Source organism: Intestinimonas massiliensis (ex Afouda et al. 2020) (assembly GCF_900626285.1).
In the GTDB taxonomy this organism is placed as follows: Bacteria; Bacillota; Clostridia; order Oscillospirales; family Oscillospiraceae; genus Flavonifractor; species Flavonifractor massiliensis_A.
Map to the genome: position 1 here is coordinate 1,838,658 of NZ_LR131147.1, position 20,495 is coordinate 1,859,152.

General features: G+C 61.9%; 31 protein-coding genes and 1 pseudogene. 1 reads left to right on the plus strand and 31 read right to left on the minus strand.

The annotated features are described in order from the left end of the window. Entirely contained in the window at positions 1-807 is an 807-nt protein-coding gene (locus tag E0E41_RS09210) for an HAD-IIB family hydrolase (protein ID WP_130869667.1), read from the plus strand. A gap of 53 nt (positions 808-860) precedes the next feature. Here E0E41_RS09210 and E0E41_RS09215 read toward each other — a convergent pair whose 3' ends face one another. The 31 genes and pseudogenes from E0E41_RS09215 to rpsC all read right to left on the minus strand — a co-directional run bounded on the left by E0E41_RS09215 (position 861) and on the right by rpsC (position 20,493). Beyond that, positions 861-2,114, minus strand: a complete 1,254-nt coding sequence (locus tag E0E41_RS09215) for a M16 family metallopeptidase (RefSeq protein ID WP_130869668.1) — start codon at positions 2,112-2,114, stop codon at positions 861-863. Between the two features lie 176 nt (positions 2,115-2,290). Beyond that, positions 2,291-3,121 carry a nitroreductase family protein gene (locus tag E0E41_RS09220; protein ID WP_130869669.1) on the minus strand — a complete coding sequence of 277 codons (831 nt, stop codon included), beginning with the start codon at positions 3,119-3,121 and terminating at the stop codon, positions 2,291-2,293. A 102-nt stretch (positions 3,122-3,223) separates the two neighbouring features. Then, positions 3,224-5,374 (minus strand): polyribonucleotide nucleotidyltransferase, encoded by a 2,151-nt coding sequence (locus tag E0E41_RS09225; RefSeq protein ID WP_130869670.1) that lies wholly within the window; start codon positions 5,372-5,374, stop codon positions 3,224-3,226. 172 nt (positions 5,375-5,546) lie between these two features. Next, positions 5,547-5,813: a 30S ribosomal protein S15 gene (gene rpsO, locus E0E41_RS09230; protein ID WP_130869671.1), complete on the minus strand. Its 267-nt coding sequence runs from the start codon at positions 5,811-5,813 to the stop codon at positions 5,547-5,549. A gap of 169 nt (positions 5,814-5,982) precedes the next feature. Then, positions 5,983-6,507, minus strand: a complete 525-nt coding sequence (locus tag E0E41_RS09235) for a nitroreductase family protein (RefSeq protein WP_130869672.1) — start codon at positions 6,505-6,507, stop codon at positions 5,983-5,985. Positions 6,508-6,542: 35 nt separating this feature from the next. Then, positions 6,543-7,853: an HlyC/CorC family transporter gene (locus tag E0E41_RS09240; protein ID WP_130869673.1), complete on the minus strand. Its 1,311-nt coding sequence runs from the start codon at positions 7,851-7,853 to the stop codon at positions 6,543-6,545. A gap of 239 nt (positions 7,854-8,092) precedes the next feature. Next, complete coding sequence (rplQ, locus tag E0E41_RS09245; RefSeq protein ID WP_130869674.1) at positions 8,093-8,434, minus strand: 50S ribosomal protein L17; 342 nt, start codon at positions 8,432-8,434, stop codon at positions 8,093-8,095. A gap of 132 nt (positions 8,435-8,566) precedes the next feature. After that, positions 8,567-9,514 carry a DNA-directed RNA polymerase subunit alpha gene (locus tag E0E41_RS09250; protein ID WP_130869675.1) on the minus strand — a complete coding sequence of 316 codons (948 nt, stop codon included), beginning with the start codon at positions 9,512-9,514 and terminating at the stop codon, positions 8,567-8,569. An 80-nt stretch (positions 9,515-9,594) separates the two neighbouring features. Then, a complete protein-coding gene (gene rpsD / locus E0E41_RS09255) occupies positions 9,595-10,197 on the minus strand; it encodes a 30S ribosomal protein S4 (RefSeq protein ID WP_130869676.1) in 603 nt (200 codons plus the stop codon). 18 nt (positions 10,198-10,215) lie between these two features. Then, a complete protein-coding gene (gene rpsK / locus E0E41_RS09260) occupies positions 10,216-10,620 on the minus strand; it encodes a 30S ribosomal protein S11 (protein WP_130869677.1) in 405 nt (134 codons plus the stop codon). 15 nt (positions 10,621-10,635) lie between these two features. Beyond that, positions 10,636-11,004, minus strand: coding sequence for a 30S ribosomal protein S13 (gene rpsM, locus E0E41_RS09265; protein ID WP_130869678.1), 369 nt, complete (start codon positions 11,002-11,004; stop codon positions 10,636-10,638). Between the two features lie 19 nt (positions 11,005-11,023). Continuing rightward, the gene (gene rpmJ, locus E0E41_RS09270) at positions 11,024-11,137 is read right to left on the minus strand and encodes a 50S ribosomal protein L36 (protein ID WP_006573428.1); all 114 of its coding nucleotides are present in this window, start codon (positions 11,135-11,137) and stop codon (positions 11,024-11,026) included. A gap of 89 nt (positions 11,138-11,226) precedes the next feature. Further along, complete coding sequence (infA, locus tag E0E41_RS09275) at positions 11,227-11,445, minus strand: translation initiation factor IF-1 (RefSeq protein ID WP_009258089.1); 219 nt, start codon at positions 11,443-11,445, stop codon at positions 11,227-11,229. 4 nt (positions 11,446-11,449) lie between these two features. Then, the gene (locus tag E0E41_RS09280; RefSeq protein ID WP_130869679.1) at positions 11,450-11,728 is read right to left on the minus strand and encodes a KOW domain-containing RNA-binding protein; all 279 of its coding nucleotides are present in this window, start codon (positions 11,726-11,728) and stop codon (positions 11,450-11,452) included. Between the two features lie 2 nt (positions 11,729-11,730). Continuing rightward, on the minus strand, positions 11,731-12,483 hold the full coding sequence (gene map / locus E0E41_RS09285; protein ID WP_130870816.1) for a type I methionyl aminopeptidase: 753 nt from the start codon (positions 12,481-12,483) through the stop codon (positions 11,731-11,733). A 12-nt stretch (positions 12,484-12,495) separates the two neighbouring features. After that, positions 12,496-13,128 carry an adenylate kinase gene (locus tag E0E41_RS09290; RefSeq protein WP_130869680.1) on the minus strand — a complete coding sequence of 211 codons (633 nt, stop codon included), beginning with the start codon at positions 13,126-13,128 and terminating at the stop codon, positions 12,496-12,498. A 14-nt stretch (positions 13,129-13,142) separates the two neighbouring features. Beyond that, complete coding sequence (gene secY / locus E0E41_RS09295) at positions 13,143-14,474, minus strand: preprotein translocase subunit SecY (protein ID WP_130869681.1); 1,332 nt, start codon at positions 14,472-14,474, stop codon at positions 13,143-13,145. Next, positions 14,475-14,915 carry a 50S ribosomal protein L15 gene (gene rplO / locus E0E41_RS09300; RefSeq protein ID WP_087343129.1) on the minus strand — a complete coding sequence of 147 codons (441 nt, stop codon included), beginning with the start codon at positions 14,913-14,915 and terminating at the stop codon, positions 14,475-14,477. Between the two features lie 13 nt (positions 14,916-14,928). After that, entirely contained in the window at positions 14,929-15,111 is a 183-nt protein-coding gene (gene rpmD / locus E0E41_RS09305; protein ID WP_087335586.1) for a 50S ribosomal protein L30, read from the minus strand. Positions 15,112-15,125: 14 nt separating this feature from the next. Next, the gene (gene rpsE, locus E0E41_RS09310) at positions 15,126-15,626 is read right to left on the minus strand and encodes a 30S ribosomal protein S5 (RefSeq protein ID WP_087343126.1); all 501 of its coding nucleotides are present in this window, start codon (positions 15,624-15,626) and stop codon (positions 15,126-15,128) included. An 18-nt stretch (positions 15,627-15,644) separates the two neighbouring features. Continuing rightward, entirely contained in the window at positions 15,645-16,004 is a 360-nt protein-coding gene (gene rplR, locus E0E41_RS09315) for a 50S ribosomal protein L18 (RefSeq protein WP_130869682.1), read from the minus strand. A 14-nt stretch (positions 16,005-16,018) separates the two neighbouring features. After that, positions 16,019-16,567: a 50S ribosomal protein L6 gene (gene rplF, locus E0E41_RS09320; RefSeq protein WP_130869683.1), complete on the minus strand. Its 549-nt coding sequence runs from the start codon at positions 16,565-16,567 to the stop codon at positions 16,019-16,021. A 16-nt stretch (positions 16,568-16,583) separates the two neighbouring features. Next, complete coding sequence (gene rpsH / locus E0E41_RS09325) at positions 16,584-16,982, minus strand: 30S ribosomal protein S8 (RefSeq protein WP_130869684.1); 399 nt, start codon at positions 16,980-16,982, stop codon at positions 16,584-16,586. Between the two features lie 131 nt (positions 16,983-17,113). Beyond that, on the minus strand, positions 17,114-17,299 hold the full coding sequence (locus E0E41_RS09330; protein WP_006573415.1) for a type Z 30S ribosomal protein S14: 186 nt from the start codon (positions 17,297-17,299) through the stop codon (positions 17,114-17,116). Between the two features lie 14 nt (positions 17,300-17,313). Beyond that, a complete protein-coding gene (rplE, locus tag E0E41_RS09335; RefSeq protein WP_130869685.1) occupies positions 17,314-17,868 on the minus strand; it encodes a 50S ribosomal protein L5 in 555 nt (184 codons plus the stop codon). Positions 17,869-18,188: 320 nt separating this feature from the next. Further along, a pseudogene (locus E0E41_RS19265) lies at positions 18,189-18,317 on the minus strand (KOW motif-containing protein); the annotation flags it as partial. A gap of 16 nt (positions 18,318-18,333) precedes the next feature. Further along, the gene (rplN, locus tag E0E41_RS09350) at positions 18,334-18,702 is read right to left on the minus strand and encodes a 50S ribosomal protein L14 (RefSeq protein ID WP_130869687.1); all 369 of its coding nucleotides are present in this window, start codon (positions 18,700-18,702) and stop codon (positions 18,334-18,336) included. A gap of 12 nt (positions 18,703-18,714) precedes the next feature. Then, positions 18,715-18,975, minus strand: coding sequence for a 30S ribosomal protein S17 (gene rpsQ / locus E0E41_RS09355; RefSeq protein ID WP_007494646.1), 261 nt, complete (start codon positions 18,973-18,975; stop codon positions 18,715-18,717). Between the two features lie 17 nt (positions 18,976-18,992). Further along, complete coding sequence (gene rpmC, locus E0E41_RS09360) at positions 18,993-19,196, minus strand: 50S ribosomal protein L29 (RefSeq protein WP_130869688.1); 204 nt, start codon at positions 19,194-19,196, stop codon at positions 18,993-18,995. Continuing rightward, positions 19,193-19,627, minus strand: a complete 435-nt coding sequence (rplP, locus tag E0E41_RS09365) for a 50S ribosomal protein L16 (protein WP_130869689.1) — start codon at positions 19,625-19,627, stop codon at positions 19,193-19,195. The genes rpmC and rplP overlap by 4 nt, the downstream gene beginning before the upstream one ends. Beyond that, positions 19,627-20,493: a 30S ribosomal protein S3 gene (gene rpsC, locus E0E41_RS09370; RefSeq protein WP_130869690.1), complete on the minus strand. Its 867-nt coding sequence runs from the start codon at positions 20,491-20,493 to the stop codon at positions 19,627-19,629. Before rpsC ends, rplP begins: the two co-directional genes overlap by 1 nt. Between the last annotated feature and the right edge of the window lie 2 nt (positions 20,494-20,495).

The following is a 20,495-nucleotide window of genomic DNA, read 5'->3' on the forward strand; positions in this document are numbered from 1 at the left end:
TTGGGCAAATTTGACGGCGTGCTGCTGGTCAGCGATTTTGACGACACTCTCTACGGAGCCGACCTGCGGGTACCGCCGGTCAATGTGGAGGCCATCGACTACTTTACCCGCCAGGGCGGTACCTTTACCATCGCCACCGGCCGGGCGCACCCCACCTTTGCCCCCCATGCCCGGATCGTAAACATCAACGCCCCGGTGATCCTGTCCAACGGCTCCGCCCTGTACGATTTCAGAGCGGACCGGATGGTGTTTGAGACCTTTCTCCCCGACCGGGCCAGAGAGGATCTTCAGCAGGTGGCCCGGGACATTCCCGAGATCGGGTTTGAGGCCTACAACCACGACGACATCTATGTCTACCAGCCCAACGCCGTCACCCGCAACCACCTGAACCGGGCGGGGATGGACGCCGCCGAGGTGCCTATCGGGGAGATGCCCCTGCCCTGGAGCAAGGTGATCCTCCAGCAGAAGAACGACGTGCTCCGCCGCACCCAGCGGTATATGCTGGAGCGGTGGGGAGAGGCGTATGAGCTCATCTTCTCCAACGCGGTGCTGCTGGAGATGACCAGGAAGGGCAGCAACAAGGGCGGCATGGTGGACTACCTGGTAAATTATCTGGGCATGGACCCCAAAAAGGTCTACTGTGTGGGGGACAATCAAAACGACATTCCCATGCTGGCCCGTTCCGCCATCCCCTTCGCCCCCTCCAACTGCGCCCAGGAAGTCAGGGACTGGGGTGCCCGGATCCTGTGCAGCTGCGAGGAGGGCTGTGTGGCCCAGATCATTCAGGAATTGGACAAGCTCTATTAAAACATAAAACGGCGCCCGCTGCCGCATGGCAGCGGGCGCCGTTTCTCTTTTCCTCAACTCAGCAGAGCCTGGTACTCCGCCTGAGAGCCTACCCGGCCTACAGCGGACAGGGAGGCGTTCTCGAACCGGAACAGCTCCCGGGCCAGATTCCGCACATCTTCACGGGTGACCGCATCATAGGCGGCGATGATCTGGTCCTCGTCCAGCACCTCGCCCTGGAGGATCTCCCCCCGGCCCAGACTGCTCATGTGGGACTGGGTGGATTCCAGACCCATGAGCACGTTGGCCTTGGACTGCTCCCGGGCCCGGTCCAGCTCCTCCTGGGTGACGCCCCCCTCGGTAAAGTCCCGGATCACGGTGAGGATGGTGTCCAGGGCATGGCCCTCGGTCTCCTTCCCCAGGGCGGTGTAGATGCCGAAGTAGCCGGTGTCGTCGTGGCAGGTGCCGTAGGTGTAGATGGAGTAGCACAGCCCTTTCTTCTCCCGCACCTGCTGGAACAGCCGGGAGGACATGCCGCCCCCCAGAATGGAGGACAGCAGCTGCAGGGTGAACCGCCGCCTGTCGGCGAAGGGCAGGCCGGGGAAGGCCAGGGTCAGGTGGTTCTGCTCGATGGCCTTCTTCTTCACCACCACACCGGGGGTATAGAAGGCGGGCTTGCCCGCCTGATGGCGGGCGGAGGGCTCCAGGCCGGCAAACCGCCGGGCCAGATCGTCCACATTCGCCTGGGTAAAGCTGCCCGCCAGGGCCACCACGATGCGCTCCGGGCCGTAGTGGGTGTGCTGGTAGTGACGCAGCCAGGCCCCGTCCATTTTCTCCAGGGTGGCCTTCCGGCCCAGGATGGGGCGGGCCAAAGGGGTACCGTGGAACACCGCACCCGCCAGCCGCTCGGCGCACAGGTCCTCCGGATTGTCCTCGTACATGCCGATCTCCTCCAGAATGACCCCCCGCTCGGTCTCCACATCCCCGTCGTCAAACTTGGAGTGGAAGAACATATCGCACAAAATGTCCGCCGCCCTTGGCAGATGGGTGTCCAGGACCCTGGCGTAAAAACAGGTGCACTCCTTGGTTGTAAAGGCGTTTACCTGTCCGCCTACCGCATCCATCTCCTCGGCCAGCTGGGCCGCCGTCCGGCGGGCGGTGCCCTTGAAGAGCATGTGCTCGATAAAATGGGCGGCGCCGTTCTCCCCCGCCGTCTCGTGGCGGGAGCCGGTGCCCACCCAGATACCCAGGGAGGCCGAGCGCACCCCGGGAACGTGTTCCGTTAAAATCCGCACCCCATTGGGGAGCGTCAGCCGTTCATAATCCAAATAGAATAACCTCGCACTTCTGTGGCATTTTCTCTAGTATGCGCAGCAGACAGGCGCCCTACCCCCGCAGGGCGATGAAAAGCAGGACCGCCGCCGTGATCGCCAGGATCAGCGCCAGGTAGCCCACTACCTTTTTCTTCATGGCTGTGCCGCCCCTTTCTCTCCTTCTTATCTGATTACAGCCGGGTCACGTCGGCGGGATTGCGGTTCACCGTCCGGCGGTAGCGCACCGCCGGGTAGCCGACAGCCATGGTGGACACCACTTCCTCCCCGTCCCGGATCCCAACCCGCCGGTAGAGCTCCGGCTCCAGCGCTGCGGCTATGGTGAAGAAGCCGATATAGCACACGCCCAGACCAAGCGCATGGGCCATCAGCTCCGCATTGGCGGAGGCCAGCCCCGCGTCCAGCCGGCCGGTGCCCGACTTGGGGTTGCCGGACACCACCATCAGCACACAGGGCGCATGGAAGAACAGGCCATCCTTCCCCTGCTCCTTCCAGGCCGGATACATGCTCCGGAACTTAGCCTGATAGCGTTTCAGGCCCTGGAGAGACGGGTCCGTATCCATCCGGCCCGCCGCGTCATACAGGGTCTTGAGGGTCAGCTCGATCAGCTCATCCTTCTCCTGCTCCAGCAAGATATAACGCGTCTTCTGCTGGTTGCCGCCGGTGGGCGCATACCGGGCCGCCTCCAGCAGGGTGGCCAGCTTGTCCTCCTCCACCGGCTTATTCTGAAACTGGCGGATGCTCCGCCGGAACTGCATAAAGTTCAGCAGCTGGGCCGCCGGGATATCAAAGGCGGCGGGGTCATAGGAATGGATCTCCTCCTCCGGACAGCCCTCCAGCCGGATGGCGTCCATGGGGCACACCGCCACACAGTGGCCGCACCGGATGCAGACGCCCTCCTTCCTCCTGGCCTTGCCGTCTTCCACACAGAGCAGGTCCCGCAGGCAGTCCCGGACGCACGCCCCGCAGCCCACGCATTTTTCCTGACAGATGATCGGATCCATTTCCTTTCCCCCTTCGGTCGGAGTGTATCACAGGCTCCTTCGCCTTGTCAAGGGAAGGGCAAAAAGGCCGGGCGGAGCTCCGCCCGGCCTCAATATGCGGTTTTACTTAATGGGCTCGCCGGCGGCCTTCTTGGCCTTGATCTCTTTCAGCGCATCCCGATAGGACAGGTTGACCCGGCCCTTCTCGTCGATGTCGGTGACCTTGACCCAGATCATGTCGCCGATGTTCACCACGTCCTCCACCTTCTCCACGCGGTGGTCGGCCAGCTTGGAGATGTGGACCATGCCGTCCTTACCGGGAGCCAGCTCCACGAAGGCGCCGAACTGGAGGATGCGGACCACCTTGCCGTAGTACAGCTGGCCCACCTCGGGCACGAACACGATGGTCTCGATGGTCTTCTTGGCGGCGTCGCAGGAGGCCTTGTCGGTACCCGCGATATAGATGGTGCCGTCGTCCTCGATGTCGATCTTGGCGCCGGTGTCGGCACAGATCTTCTGGATCACCTTGCCGCCGGAGCCGATGACCTCGCGGATCTTGTCCACGTCGATCTTCATCTTCACCATCTTGGGAGCGGTGTCGGCCACGTCGTCACGGGGCTTGGAGATGCAGGGCAGCATGATCTCGTCCAGGATGGCATACCGGGCGTCCTTGGTGATGGCCAGGGCCTCCTTGATGATCTCATGGGTCAGACCGTCGTTCTTGATGTCCATCTGGATGGCGGTGATGCCGGCCTTGGTGCCGGCCACCTTGAAGTCCATCTCGCCGTGGAAGTCCTCCACGCCCTGGATGTCGATGAAGGTCTGGAAGGAGCCGTCATCGTCCTGGATCAGGCCGCAGGAAATGCCGGCCACGGGGGCGGAGATGGGCACGCCGGCGTCCATCAGGGCCAGAGTGGAGCCGCAGATGGAGCCCTGAGAGGTGGAGCCGTTGGAAGAGAGCACCTCGGACACCACGCGGATGGCGTAGGGGAAGTCCTCCACGGAGGGGATGACGGGCTCCAGGGCGCGCTCGGCCAGAGCGCCGTGGCCCTTTTCACGCCGGTTGGTGGAGCGGGCGGCACGGGCCTCGCCGGTGGAGTAGGCGGGGAAGTTGTAGTGGTGCATGTACCGCTTCTCCTCCTCCTCCCAGATGGTATCCAGCTTCTGGGCGGCGGAGAGGGTGTTCAGGGTGCAGATGCTCAGCACCTGGGTCTGGCCGCGGGTGAACAGGCCGGAGCCGTGGACACGGGGCAGTACGCCAACCTCGGCGGCCAGGGGACGGATCTCGTTCTTGGCGCGGCCATCCACACGGTGGCCCTCCAGCAGCCAGGCCTTGACGATCTTCTTCTGGAACTTGTAGGTGATCTCCTCCAGGTACTTGTCCATCTCGGGATAGTCCTCCAGGAAGAGCTCGTGCCAGTGCTCGATGAGGGCGTTCCAGCGCTCCTCACGCACGTTCTTGTCGTCGGTATCCATGGCGGCCTTGGCCTCGTCCATGGTGGCGGCCACGATCTTGTCGAACAGCTTCTGATCGAAGTCGGCGTGGTCGTAGGTCATCTTCTCCTTGCCGATCTCCGCCACGATCTGGTTGATGAAGGCCACCTGGGCCTTGATGTCCTCGTGGGCCTTCACGATGGCCTCATACATGATGTCGTCGGGGATCTCCTTGGCGCCGGCCTCGATCATGATGACCTTCTTGTCGGTGGCAGCCACGGTCAGATCCAGCTGGGACTTGTGCTTCTGCTCGTTGGTGGGGTTCATAACGATCTGGCCGTCCACGTAGCCCACCTCCAGGCAGCCGATGGGGCCGGCCCAGGGGATGCAGGAGTAAGCCAGGCAGGCGGACACGCCGATCATGGCGGTGACCTCGGGAGAGCAGTCCCGGTCCACGCTCATGACGGTGGCGGTGACCACCACGTCGTTGCGGAAGTCATAGGGGAACAGGGGCCGGATGGACCGGTCGATGACCCGGGAAGCCAGCACGGCGGGCAGAGAGGGCTGGCCCTCACGGCGCATGAAGGAGCCGGGGATGCGGCCCACGGCGTACAGCTTCTCTTCAAAATCCACGCTCAGGGGGAAGAAGTCCACGCCGTCCCGGGGACGGGGGGACACGGTGACGGCCACCAGCACGGTGGTCTCGCCGTAGGTCACCATGGCGGACGCGGTGGCCAGCTCGGCTACCTTGCCCACGTCGATGGTCAGAGGACGGCCAGCCACTTCGGTCTTGTACACTTTGTGGTTGGTGAATTCCTTGTGCTTGATAATGGTTGACATGTGAGTTTGCCTCCTTTTTCGTTGGTGTTTCCCACACATCAGAGCCGGGCTCTTTTTAGCACTTGAACCCATGCCCGGCACCCGGGCCCAGGTTCAACTGCTAAAAAGCGTGCTCTGAGGAATGGGAAGAAGGGGTGGCACGGTGTCCCGCGCCACCCCTATCAACATACAATTACTTACGGATGCCCAGCTTGGCGATAATGGCACGATACCGCTCGATGTCCTTGTCCATCAGGTAGTCCAGCATCTTGCGGCGCTTACCGACCATCTTCAGCAGGCCGCGGCGGCTGTGGTTGTCGTGCTTGTGCACCTTCAGGTGCTCGGTCAGCTCCTGGATGCGGGCGGTCAGAATGGCGATCTGCACCTCGGGAGAGCCGGTGTCAGTGGGATGAGTGCGGTTGGCCTCGATAACAGCAGTCTTTTCGTCCTTACGGATCATGGTTAGGTTCCACCTTTCTTTTGATGTGCCCGCGGGCTGCGTGACCGGCCGGTGTGAGCCGGGAGACGAAGTCCGGGGTAGTGCCTGCGGTACACAGGCTATGATAGACTATCACATTTTTCCCGTATTGTAAAGTCTCATACGGAAATTTCAGCGCATTTTTCCGCTTTCAGCGGACGTAATACACATAGTTGGCCTTCCGGGGCGCGGGAGCGGGCACCGCGTCGGCCCGATAGCCCAGCACGCAGTGGCCGATGCCCTCGTAGTCCCCTTCCACGCCCCACTTGGCCAGCAGAGCCTTGCCCTCGTCGGATTCGAACTCCTCCCGGGCCCGGTGGATCCAGCAGGCGCCCAGGCCCACCGCCTGGGCGGCGTTGAGCAGGTTATCCATCACGCAGCTGCCGTCGTACACCCGGTTGACACAGCTCTTGTCCGCCAGCACAATGAGCACGGTGGGGGCGCCGTAGAAGGGGTCGGCCTCCGGCGTGCCCATGATGGCGGCGTTCATCTTCCGCAGGGTCTCGATGGTATCCTTATCCTGCACCACCACGATGATGGGGGACTGGCCGCCCCGGGCGGTGGGGGCGTACATGCCCGCCTCCAGCACCTGCTGCAGCTCCTCCTCCGTGATCTGCTGAGGCTGATAGCTGCGGCAGCTGCGGCGGTTCTTCAGATCTTCCAATGTATTTGCCATGGTTTCCACTCCTGTCTGTTCCATGGGGTGAGGGCTCAGCCCTCTTTTCCCTTATCTTTATCCTTTTCCTTGTCTTTTTCCTTCTCCTTGCCCGTCTCCTCTTCCTGGGGGAGCACCACCACCCGGATCTCCAGCACCCGGCGGTGGTCCACCTTGGTGACGGTCACGTCCAGGCCGTCGGAGGTGAAGTGGTCCCCCTCCTCCGGAATGCGGCCGATCTGCTCCATCACCCAGCCGGAGATGGTGTTGGCGTCGCACTCGCCCTTGATGGAGAACAGGTCGAACAGGTCGGTCAGGTCGGCGGAACAGGAGATCAGATAGCTGCCGTCCTCCTGCTTCTTGAACTCCTCGATGACCTCGTCGTGTTCATCCCAGATCTCGCCCACCAGCTCTTCCACGATGTCCTCCAGGGTCACCAGGCCCTCAGTGCCGCCGTACTCGTCCACCACGACCACCATGTGGGCCTTCTCCCGCTGGAGGATGCGCAGCAGCTCGGAGATCTTGGTGTTGCCGGTGGTATAGAGCATGGGGCCCATGATGGACTTGATATCGTCCATTCCCCGGTAGCGGGCGGCGTGGAAGTCCTTCTCATGGATGACGCCCACAATGTCGTCGATGTCCTCATGGTACACCGGCAGGCGGGAGTAGCCGCTCTCGGCGAAAGCCTGGGCGATGTCCTCCATGGAGTCGGTGTCCTCCACCGCCACGATGTCCACACGGGGGGTGAGGATCTCATCCACCTCCATGTCGTTGAACTCAATGGCGGAGCGGATCAGCTTGCTCTCGTGCTGGTCCAGACCGCCCTCGCTCTCCGCCTGGTCCACCATGGTCACCAACTCCTCCTCGGTGATGCCGCTGTCATCCGCCTTATGGACCACCTTGGACAGCAGCTTCTTCAGCAGGCTGAACAGGAAGTTCACCGGCGTGAGGATCACCATGAGCACCCGCATCATGGGGGCGGAGAACATGGCGAAGCTCTCGGGATATTCCTTGGCCAGGCTCTTGGGCGAGACCTCGCCGAACACCAGCACCACGATGGTGATGACGGCGGTGGAAATTACCGCGCCGTTCTGGAGACGCAGGCCCTCGGTAAAGAACACCGTGGCCAGGGAGGAGGCGGACAGGTTGACGATGTTGTTGCCCACCAGAATGGTGGACAGCAGGTTGTCGTACTGGTCCACCAACCTGAGGGCCAGGGCAGCCCGGCGGTTGCCGGAATCCGCCTTGCTTTTCAGCCGGATCCGGTTCAGGGAGGTAAAAGCAGTCTCGGTGGCCGAGAAATAGGCCGAGAGGATGACAAGGACCACAAGGATCAGGATCATCGTAATACTGGAACTGTCTGGCATAAGAAAAAAATCAACTCCAACTCTTGTTTTTCAAAGGAACGCGCAAAAGGACACCCCTATTCCGGCGGAATAAGGCTGTCCTCACTGTTTTCCTTCTGCACTTGTGACTAGGCGGAGGTTCGTCCACGAGGGCTCACCGTCTCCTTTATCAGTTATTGGAGTGTAGTATATCATAGCCGGGCCTGGATTGCAAGCGAAATTAAAAGCGCCCTGCCTGCGGCAGGGCGCTTTCTCAGACATTACACCAGCTGGACGATGGCCATCTCGGCGGCGTCGCCGCGGCGGGGGCCGATCTTCACAACCCGGGTGTAGCCGCCGTTACGGGTGGCATACTTGGGGCCGATCTCGTCGAACAGCTTCTTGGTCACATCCTCCTTGGTCAGGTAGGACAGGGCCTTGCGGTAGTTGGCCAGGCCGGGATTCTTGGCCAGAGTGATCATCTTCTCGGCCATGGGAGCCACTTCCTTGGCGCGGGAGTAGGTGGTCTTGATCTGACCGTTCTCCAGCAGGTAGGTGGTCATGGCGCGCAGCATCGCGATACGCTGATCAGTGGGCTTGCCCAGTTTACGATAGTGAGACATAGTTTCCAACTCCTATGGCGGTTGAGATTCGTCCGGAGGGAGCGCTGTGCTCCCCGGAAACAGGCGCCTGACGGCCCGCGGGTCCGGGAGGGGACGTTACGTGCCCCCGGACCGCCCGTTTCCTCTCTGACCTCAGTTTTCTTCGTCGGCCAGGTGCAGGCCCATCATGGCCAGCTTGTTGATGACCTCTTCCAGGGACTTGCGGCCCAGGTTGCGCACCTTCATCATCTCGTCCTCGGTCTTGGAGATCAGATCCTCCACCGTGTTGATGTTGGCCCGCTTGAGGCAGTTGAAGGAACGGACGGACAGGTCCAGCTCCTCGATGGTCAGCTCCAGCACCTTGTCCCGCTGGGCCTCCGCCTTCTCCACCACCGTGGACTTGGAGCCCATGGTCTCAGAGAGATCGGTGAAGAGGACGAAGTGGTCGCACAGGATGCGGGCGCCCAGGCTGACGGCGTCCCGGGCGGTGATGGTACCGTTGGTCCACACCTCCAGGGTCAGCTTGTCGAAGTCGGTCAGGTCGCCTACGCGGGTGTTCTCCACCGTGTAGTTGACCTTCCGCACCGGCGTATAGATGGAATCCACCGGAATGAGCCCGATGATGGTCTGAGCCGGCTTGTTCCGGTCGGCGGGGACGTAGCCCCGGCCGTGGGACATGGTCAGCTCCATGTTCAGGCTGGCGTCGGGGCCCAGGGTGGCGATGTGCAGGTCGGGATTCAGGATCTCGACCTCACCGTCGGCCTTGATGTCGCCGGCTGTTACCTCGCACTCGCCGCTGGCCTCGATATAGACCGTCTTTACGCCCTCGGAGTGAAGTTTGGCGATGATCTTCTTGACGTTCAGGACGATCTCCGTCACGTCTTCCTTCACGCCGGGGATGGTGGAGAACTCGTGCTGCACGCCGGCGATTTTGATGGAGGTAACCGCCGTGCCGGGCAGGGACGAAAGCAGGATGCGCCGCAGAGAGTTGCCCAGAGTGGTGCCGTAGCCGCGCTCCAGGGGCTCTACCACGTATTTGCCGTAAGAACCGTCGCCGGGGTTCTCCACACATTCGATGCGGGGCTTCTCGATTTCTACCATGTGTTACCCTCCTTTTCGCGGCTGCGGGCCGTTGCCCGCAGCCATATACAGCTCACCAATAATCGAGGGTACAATCTAACTTACTTGGAGTACAGCTCGACGATCAGGTGCTCCTCGACGGGCAGATCCACGTCCTCGCGGACGGGCAGCTTGGTCACGGTGCCCTTCAGGGAGTTCTTCTCCCGCTCCAGCCACTGGGGCAGCAGCACGGTGGGAGCGTCCTCACCGACCAGTTTCTTGAACTTGACGGAGGAACGGCTGGCCTCGCGGACCTCGATGACGTCACCCGCCTTCACCAGGAAGGAGGGGATGTCCACCCGCTGGCCGTTGACGGTGAAGTGGCCGTGGCTCACCAGCTGGCGGGCCTCACGCCGGGTAGCGGCGAAGCCCAGACGGTACACCACGTTGTCCAGGCGGCGCTCCACCAGGATCAGCAGGTTGTCGCCGGTCTTGCCGGGCATCCGGGCGGCCTTCTCATAGTACATCCGGAACTGCTTCTCCATCACGCCGTAGACAAACTTGACCTTCTGCTTCTCGGTCAGCTGCAGGGCGTACTCACTCTTCTTCTTTCTCATCTGGCCGCCGGGATTCCGGTTGGACTCCTTCTTGGCATAGCCCATGGCGGCAGGAGAAATGCCCAGCGCACGGCAGCGCTTGGCGATAGGCTGCATATTCTTTGCCATTTGTTCTTCCTCCTTCTCTTACACGCGGCGGCGCTTCGGCGGACGGCAGCCATTGTGGGGGATGGGGGTCACGTCCTTGATCAGGGTGACCTCCAGGCCCACGGCCTGCAGGGCGCGGATAGCGGCCTCACGGCCGGCGCCGGGACCCTTCACGTACACCTCCACGGTCTTCAGGCCGTGCTCCATGGCAGCCTTGGCGGCAGTCTCGGCAGCAGTCTGAGCGGCGAAGGGGGTGGACTTACGGGACCCGCGGAAGCCCAGGCCGCCGGAGGAAGCCCAGGACAGGGCGTTGCCGCCCATATCGGTCACGGTGACCATGGTATTGTTGAAGGAGGAACGGATGTGCACCTGGCCCTTCTCAACGTTCTTGCGCTCACGGCGCTTACGGATAACCTTCTTACCCTTGGTAGCAGCGGTAGCCATGTGTTTCTCCCTCCCTTACTTCTTCTTGTTGGCGACGGTGCGCTTGGGACCCTTACGGGTGCGCGCATTGGTCTTGGAACGCTGACCACGGACAGGCAGGCCCTTGCGGTGCCGCATGCCGCGGTAGCAGCCGATCTCGGTCAGACGCTTGATATCCATCGCAACGTCGCGGCGGAGGTCGCCTTCCACAGTGTAGCTGTGGCCGATGATCTCACGCAGCTTGGCCTCATCAGCCTCAGTCAGGTCCTTCACGCGGGTGTCGGGGTTGATACCGGCCTCAGCCAGGATCTTATTGGCGCTGGTGCGCCCGATGCCGTAGATATAGGTCAGGCCGATCTCGACCCGCTTATCCTTGGGCAAATCAATGCCAGCAATACGTGCCATACTGTTTCAGCACCTCCTGTTAACCTTGTCTCTGCTTATGCTTGGGGTTTTCGCAAATTACCATGACCTTGCCCTTGCGCTTGATGATCTTGCACTTCTCGCACATGGGCTTCACGGACGGTCTAACTTTCATGTCATTAACCTCCTGTTGAGCCTGATGGCCCCGGCGCGGCGGAGGCAAGGCCCCGCTGTCCCGCGCCGGTCATTGATAGGTTCGCCGGATTACTTGCTTCTCCAGGTGATCCGGCCTCTTGTTACATCATAAGGGGACATCTGGACTGTGACCTTATCACCGGGCAGGATCCGGATGAAGTTCATCCGCAGCTTGCCGGAGATGTGGGCCAGAATGATATGGCCGTTTCCGATGTCCACATGGAATGTGGTGTTGGGAAGGGACTCGGTCACGACGCCCTCCACTTCGATCATATCGTCCTTTGCCAAAGCGTCATACCCTCCTTAGTTCCTCAGCTCGGAAAGCGGCCAGCGCCCTCCGTACTTCGCGGTTGCTGGTGGGGATCCCCGCCCGGAGCTTCTCCAGGACGGGGTGCTGAAAGTCCCCGGCGTCGGCCGTGTGAACGGCCTTCTTCCGCTTGGGCGCCTCCACCCTTCTCCGCCTGCCGTCGCACAGCAGCAGATAGGGGCCCTCAACGCCCAGTACACAGAACAACCCGCCCCTGTCGTGTCCCGCCAGGGAGCGGACGATTCCAGGTCGTTCCAGCTCCATCCTCACTCCTCCGCCACGGTGAGCACTTCCGGCTCCCCGTCGGTGATGAGAATGGTGTTTTCATAGTGGGCGGTCAGGCTGCCGTCGGCGGACACCGTGGTCCAGCCGTCCTTCAGTACCTTGACCCGCCAGTCGCCTGCGTTCACCATGGGCTCCACCGCAATGGTCATACCGGGCTGAAGCCGCGCTCCGTGACCCGCCGGCCCGTAATTGGGCACCTCCGGCGGCTCATGAAGCTTGGCGCCTACGCCATGGCCCACAAAGTCACGCACTACGGAGAAGCCGTTGCCCTCCACGTACTGCTGGACCGCGTGGGAGATATCGTAGACCCGCTTGCCGGGACGGGCAAACTTGATGCCCTCCCAGAAGCTCTGCTCGGTGACCCGGATGAGGCGCATGGCTTCCTCGCTGACCTCCCCGCAGGGGAAGGTAGCGGCGCAGTCGCCGTGAAAGCCGTCCAGATAAGCGCCTACGTCAATGCTGACGATGTCGCCCTCCTTCAGCTTCCGGGGGCCGGGAATACCGTGGATCACCTGCTCATTGACGGAGATGCAGGCCGAGCCGGAAAAACCGCCATACCCCAGGAAAGAGGGCTTTGCTCCGTGGCTTTCGATAAACCGGCGCACCGCGGTGTCGATCTCGTGGGTGGTGACACCGGGCCGCACCATGGAGCCGGCCAATGCCCGGGCCTGGGCGGTAAGCCGCCCGGCCCGGCGCATGCAGTCGATCTCCCGGGGGGATTTGAGTGAGATCATATCCATCTCAATTCACTTCCCCAAAAGTTCCATGATTTTTGCGTTGGTCTCCTCAATGCCGCCCATATCGGGAACAGTCACCAACAGCCCGTGGGCCTGGTAATAGTCCTTCAAGGGCTCGGTCTCACTGTGGTAGACCTCCAGCCGGTGCTTGACCGTCTCCGGCTGGTCATCCTTTCGCTGCTCCAGTTCGCCGCCGCACTTGTCGCAGACGCCCTCCTGCTTGGGAGGAGCCGCCTTGACATGATAGGTGGCGCCGCAAGTGTGGCAGGTCCGGCGCCCGGTCATCCGCTCCTCGATGACGCTGTCGGCGATCTCCAGAGAGAGCACCGCGTCAAAGCGGATTCCGTGCTGCTCCAGGGCCTCGGCCTGGGCGATGGTGCGGGGCACTCCGTCCAGGATAAAACCGTTGGCACAATCACTCTGGGCCAGCCGCTCCTCAATGATGCCGATGATGACCTCATCGGGAACCAGCTTGCCCGCGTCCATATAGCTCTTTGCCTGCAGGCCGATGGGCGTTCCCGCCTTCACGGCCGCGCGGAGAATATTGCCGGTGGAGATGGTGGGGATATTCAGCTTGCCGCTGATGATCTCCGCCTGGGTCCCCTTACCGGCGCCTGGGGCGCCTAACAGGATGATTTTCATGATAAAGTCCCCTCTTACTCCAGGAAGCCCTTGTAATGCCGCATGAGCATCTGAGCTTCCAACGCCTTGGTGGTCTCCAGGGCCACGCCTACCACGATGATGATGGAAGTGCCGCCGATGGCCAGGCGCTGCTGGCCGATGACCGCGCCGGTGATGATGGGCGCGATGGCGATGATGGCCAGGTACAGGGCACCGAACATGGTGATCTTACCCAGCACCTTGTGGATAAAGTCGGCCGTGGGCTTGCCGGGACGGAAGCCGGGAATGAAGCCGCCGTTCTTCTTCAGGTTGTTGGCCACCTCCACCGGGTTGAACTGCATGGTGGAGTAGAAGTAGCTGAAGCCCACGATAAGCAGGAAATAGATCACGATATACACCACGCTGGTGGTGTCGAACACGCGGAGGAACGCACCCCACGCGCCCTCGCTGTCAGTGCTCTTGCCGAAGAACATGCCTACGGTAGCGGGCAGAGAGGCGATGGCCTGGGCGAAGATGATGGGCATAACGCCGCTCATGTTCACCTTCAGGGGGATGTGGCTGGACTGACCGCCGTACATCTTGCGGCCCACCACACGCTTGGCGTACTGCACCGGGATGCGGCGCTCGGAGTTCTGGATGAACACGATGAGCACCACCAGGGCCAGCATGCCGATCACGATGAGGATGGCGCCCCACCAGGGCAGGTTGAACACGTCCTCACCGGTAACGCCGTCCAGGTTGTGCCGGATGCCTTCGTACATGGTCTGCACCATGGCGGGCACCCGGGACAGGATGCCGGCGAACAGGATGATGGAGATGCCGTTGCCGATGCCGAACTCGGTGATCTGCTCACCCAGCCACATGACAAAGGCGGAACCGGCGGTAAAGCACAGGATGATGACGATGGCCGCCCACCAGCCGGGCAGGCCGGCGGTATCCAGCAGGGCGCCACCGCTTTGGGTGCGGATCAAGGTGTAGTAACCGAAGCCCTGGAGCAGGGCGATGGCCACGGTCACGTAACGGGTGATGGCCGCGATCTTCTTCCGGCCCTCCTCGCCGCCGTCCCGCTGGAGGCGCTCCAGGGCGGGGATGGCAACGGTGAGCAGCTGGATGATGATGGAGCTGTTGATATACGGCTGCACACCCAGGGCAAAGACGGCGGCCATGGAGAAGGCGGTGCCGTTCATGGTGCCCAACAGGGAGAAGATGCCTCCCATGTTGTTCAGGGTGCTGCTCAGCAGGTTGCTGTCGATGAAAGGCACAGGAACCACGGAGCCCAGCCGGAAGATGAGCAGAGCGAACACGGTGAAGAGGATCTTCTTGCGCAGCTCAGGAATCTTCCACGCGTTACGGATGGTTTCGATCACTTATACCACCTCGTACTTTCCACCTGCCGCCACGATCTTCTCCTTGGCGGAGGCGGAGAAAGCGGAGGCACGGACCGTCAGCTTCTTGGTCAGGGTGCCGTTGCCCAGCACCTTGTAGCCGTACTCACACTTGGAGAGGATGCCCTTCTCCAGCAGGTCGCACACGTTGACCACGGCGCCGTCCTCGAACTTCTCCAGGGCGGACACGTTGATGGCCTCCAGGGGCTTGGCAAAGATGTTGTTGAAGCCCCGCTTGGGGATGCGGCGGGTCAGAGGCATCTGGCCGCCCTCAAATCCCACGCGGACACCGCCGCCGGAACGGGCCCACTGGCCCTTCTGACCGCGGCCGGCGGTCTTGCCGTTACCAGAACCGTTGCCGCGGCCCTTGCGGTAAGCCTTGGGGTTGGAACCGGCAGCGGGAGACAGATCATGCAGATTCATTTCGCGCACCTCCTTACTGTTCCTCGGTCACCTGCAGCAGATAGCCGATGTGGGCGATCTTGCCGCGGGTGGCCTCGTTATCGGGCTGTACGGTGGTGTCGCCGATGTGGCGCAGCCCCAGAGCCTCGGCGGTGGCCTTGTGCTTGGCAATGCGGCCGTTCAGGCTCTTGACCAGCTTGATGTTCAGATTAGCCATGTTCACGGCCCTCCTTAACCTACGATCTCGTCCACGCTCTTGCCGCGGATGCGGGCGACCTCCTCGGGACCACGGAGGGACTTCAGGCCCTCGAAGGTGGCGGAGACCACGTTCTGCGGATTGTTGGAGCGCAGGCACTTGGCGCGGATGTCACGGATGCCGGCGGCCTCCATGACAGCGCGGACAGGGCCGCCGGCGATGATGCCGGTACCGGGGGCAGCGGGCTTCAGCAGCACGCGGCCGGCGCCGAACTCGCCGATGACCTCATGGGGAATGGTGGTGCCGGACCGGGTGATGGTCACCAGGTTCTTCTTGGCGTCCTCGATGCCCTTGCGGATGGCTTCGGGGACCTCGGCGGCCTTACCGGTGCCGAAGCCCACGCGGCCCTTCTCGTCGCCCACCACCATCAGAGCGGCGAACTTCATGACGCGGCCGCCCTTCACGGTCTTGGACACCCGGTTGAGGGAAACGAGCTTCTCGGTAAACTCGCTGGGTTCTCTTTCAAAACGAGCCATTTATCTTTTCCTCCTCCCTTAGAACTGCAGGCCGCCCTCACGGGCGCCCTCGGCCAGGGCCTGTACGCGGCCGTGGTACACGTAGCCGCCGCGGTCAAACACGACGTTCTCGATGCCGGCGGCCTTGGCGCGCTCAGCGACGGTCAGGCCCACCTTCTTGGCGGCCTCACAGTCGGAGCCCTTGCCTTCAAAGCCCTTCTCCAGGGAAGAAGCGGACACCAGAGTCTTGCCGTTCACATCGTCGATGATCTGGGCATAGATGTTGGTGTTGCTGCGGAACACGTTCAGACGGGGACGCTCGGGCGTGCCGGAAATCTTACCGCGCACTCTCTTGTGGCGCTTAAGCCGCTGAGCATTGGTATCGGGTCTGTTGATCATTGTGGCACACCTCCTTATTTCTTCTTGACGCCGGTCTTGCCTTCCTTGCGGCGGATGACCTCGTCAGTGTATTTGATGCCCTTGCCCTTGTAAGGCTCAGGCGGACGCTTCTCACGAACTTCGGCGGCGAACTGGCCCACCTTCTGCTTGTCAACGCCGCTGATGACGATCTTGTTGGCGCTGGGGACCTCGATGCTGATGCCGTCGATCTCCTCCACGGTGACCTGATGGGAGAAGCCCAGGTTCATGACCAGCTTGTTGCCCTCCTTGGCCACACGGTAACCGACGCCGTTCACGTCCAGCTCCTTCTTGAAGCCCTCGGTGACGCCCACTACCATGTTGTGCAGCAGGCTGCGGGTCAGGCCGTGGAGGCTGCGGTTCTCCTTCTCGTCGTTGGGACGAGTCACGTGGAGCACGTCACCCTCCTGGGTGATGGTCATGTTGGGGTGGAGCTGCTGGGTCAGAGTGCCCTTGGGCCCCTTCACGGTAACCAGGTTACCGGCTTCGATCTTCACGTCCACACCGGCGGGGATGGAGATCGGCATTCTTCCGATTCGAGACATTTTCTACTCTCCCTCCTTACCAGACAAACGCCAGGACCTCACCGCCGACATGCTGCGCGCGGGCAGCCTTGTCGGTCATGACGCCCTTGGACGTGGACACGATGGCGATGCCCAGGCCATGGAGGACCCGGGGCAGCTCGTCAGCACCGGCATATACACGCAGGCCGGGCTTGGAAACGCGGCGCAGGCCGGTGATGATCTTCTCTTTGCCGGGGTTGTACTTCAGAGTGATGCGGATCACGCCCTGAGTGCCGTCGTCGATGAGCTGGAAGTTCTTGATATAGCCTTCGTCCAGCAGGATCTGCGCGATGGACTTCTTCATGTTGGACGCGGGGACGTCCACGGTGTCATGCTTGGCGTTGTTCGCGTTGCGGATGCGGGTGAGCATATCCGCAATGGGATCGGTGATATGCATGATGTTTACCTCCTATTAGAATTACGGGCTGCGCCCGTATCAGCGGCAAGGTATCGCAGCTAGGCAACTGCGACCTATTGCACGCCGGCTGGGGAAATTTATCAAATTACCGGCCAAGAGGCGGGCTGGTTTTACCAGCTCGCCTTCTTGACACCGGGAATCTGACCCTTGTAAGCCAGCTCGCGGAAGCAGATACGGCAGATGCCGTAGTCCCGCAGGTAGGCGTGGGGACGGCCGCAGATCTTGCAGCGGTTGTAGCGGCGGGTGGAGAACTTGGGCTCCGCCTGCTGCTTCAGGATCATAGACTTCTTAGCCATTTCGTTCTCCTCCTTTACCGGGCAAAGGGAGCGCCGATCAGAGTCAGCAGTTCCTTGGCCTCTTCGTCGGTCTTGGCGGTGGTGCAGATGACCACGTCCAGGCCGCGGATCTTGTCGATCTTGTCGTACTCGATCTCGGGGAAGATCAGCTGCTCCTTGATGCCCAGGGCGTAGTTGCCGCGGCCATCGAAAGAGTTGCCGTTGATACCCCGGAAGTCACGCACGCGGGGCAGGGCCACGTTGAACAGGCGGTCCAGGAACTCCCACATACGGTCGGAACGCAGGGTCACCTTGGCGCCGATGGGCATGCCCTCACGCAGCTTGAAGTTAGCCACGGACTTCTTGGCCTTGGTGATGATGGCCTTCTGGCCGGTGATCTTGGTCAGATCGCCCACGACGGCCTCCAGCACCTTGGAGTTGTCCCGGGCCTCGCCGCAGCCGCAGTTGACCACGATCTTGTCGATCTTGGGGATCTCCATGGAGCTCTTGTAACCGAACTTCTGCATCAGAGCAGGAGCGACCTCGGCCTGGTACTTCGCCTTCAGGTTGGGCACTTTCTTATCAGCCATTGTTGTTCACTCCTCCTCTCTCAGATCTCGGCGCCGCACTTCTTGCAGACGCGGACCTTCTTGCCGCCGCGGCGGAGGCCCGCATTCCGGTGGCGGTGAACCAGATCGGCTCCCTGTTGGCCCCCTTCTTCACCCCCACCGAAGTGACCACCTTCGTGGACGCCNCCCCTTACAGCACTTCGGGAGCCAGAGACAGGATCTTCATATAATCCTTGTCGCGCAGCGTGGCCCTCCACGCTCTTGACCCGCAGCTCGATCAGGCCGTCATCCACCAGGATGCGGCAGCCGGGACCCACCTCCTTATGGAGGTTCTCATAGGTCACAGACACCTTCTCCACCACGACCTTGCCCTCCTTGGGCATGACACTCAGGACCTTGCCCTGCTTGCCCTTGTCCTTGCCGGACAGAACGACCACCAGGTCGTCCTTACGAATGCTCATCTTATTCATGTCTACTCCTACCCCCTTACAGCACTTCGGGAGCCAGAGACAGGATCTTCATATAATCCTTGTCGCGCAGCTCGCGGGCCACGGGCCCAAAGATACGGGTACCGCGGGGATTCTTGTCGTCCTTGATCAGGACGGCGGCGTTCTCGTCAAACCGGACGTAGCTGCCGTCGGTACGGCGGACGCCCTTGGCGGAACGGACGACGACGGCCTTCACGACCTCGCCCTTCTTCACGGTGCCGCCGGGCTGAGCCTTCCGGACGGAGGCCACCACGACGTCGCCGATGTTGGCGTACCGGCGGCTGGAGCCGCCCAGCACGCGGATGGTCTTGATCTCCTTGGCGCCGGTGTTGTCGGCCACCTTCAGATAAGTTTCCTGCTGAATCATACCGACACCTCCTTACTTCGCCTTTTCGATGATCTCGACCACGCGCCAGCGCTTGTCCTTGGACAGGGGCCGGGTCTCCATGACCCGCACGCGGTCGCCGATGCCACACTCGTTCTTCTCGTCGTGAGCCTTCAGCTTGTAGGTGCTCTTGACGATCTTCTTGTACAGGGGGTGGGCCACACGGTCGGCGATGGCCACCACCACGGTCTTGTCCATCTTATCGGAGACCACCAGGCCGACTCTGGTCTTGCGGGAAGAAGTTCTGTTTTCCATGTCCTAGTTCCTCCTTCTTATCGGCCTGCGAGCTGCTGCTCACGGATGATGGTCTTCACGCGGGCGATGTCCCGCTTGACCTCAGCGATCTTCACCGGATTCTCCAGCTGATTGGTGGCGTGCTGAAGACGCAGCTGGAAGAGATCCTTCTTCAGGTCGCCCAGCTTGTTCTCCAGCTCGGCGGCGCTCATCTTACGGATTTCAGTAGCCTTCATCTTCATTCACCACCATTCTCGGTCTCGGCGGTCTCTTTCGCCACAATCTTGCACTTGACAGGCAGCTTGTGGGAGGCGAGACGCAGGGCCTCGCGGGCAGTCTCCTCAGGGACGCCAGCGATCTCGAACATCACACGGCCGGGCTTGACCACGGCCACCCAGTACTCGGGAGAACCTTTACCGGAACCCATGCGGGTCTCAGCGGGCTTCTCGGTAATGGGCTTATCGGGGAAGATCTTGATCCACACCTTACCGCCACGCTTGGTGTAACGGGTCATGGCGATACGGGCGGCCTCGATCTGGTTGCTGGTGATCCAGCTGGGCTCGGTGGCCTGCAGGCCAAAATCACCGTAGGTCACGGTGTTGCCGCGCATGGCCTTGCCCTTCAGGCGGCCACGGTGCACGCGGCGGTATTTCACTCTCTTAGGCAGCAGCATTAGTTGGACCCTCCTTCCTTGGGAGCGGCAGGACGGGCGCCGCCCTGAGGCCGGTTGTAACCGCCCTGGGGACGGTTGTTGTTGTAGCCGCCCTGAGGACGGTTGTTGTTGCGGTTGAAGCCGCCGTTGCGGTTGAAGCCGCCCTTGCGGTCGCCGTCGCGGCGGTCGCGGCGGGGACGGTCGGAGCGCTCCTTGAAGTTCTTGGTGTCCAGAGTGCGGGGGGTGGTCCGCAGGGTCTGGGTCAGCACCTCGCCCTTGTAGATCCACACCTTCACGCCGATGCGGCCGTAGGTGGTGGCAGCCTCAGCGAAGCCGTAGTCGATGTCGGCCCGCAGGGTCTGCAGGGGAATGGTGCCGTCGTGATAGTGCTCGGTGCGGGCGATCTCGGCGCCGCCCAGACGGCCGGACACCTGAGTCTTGATGCCCCGGGCGCCCATCCGCATGGCGCGGCCCATGGCGTTCTTCATGGCGCGGCGGAAGCCGATGCGCTTCTCCAGCTGCTGGGCGATGTTCTCAGCCACCAGCTGGGCGTCCATGTCGGGGCTCTTGACCTCGACGATGTTCAGGGCAACAGCCTTGCCCAGCATCTTCTCCAGCTTCAGGCGCAGGGCCTCGATGGCCTCGCCGCCCTTGCCGATGACCACGCCGGGACGGGCGCAGTGCAGGTAGATGCGCACCTTGGCGTTGTCACGCTCGATCTCAATCTTGGGGATACCGGCGGAATACAGGGTCTTCTTCAGGTAGTCCCGGATCTTCTTGTCCTCCACCAGCAGGTCGCCCACCTTCTCGTTGCGGGCATACCAGCGGGAGTCCCAGTCCTTAATGACGCCCACGCGCAGGCCGTGGGGATTCACTTTCTGTCCCATAT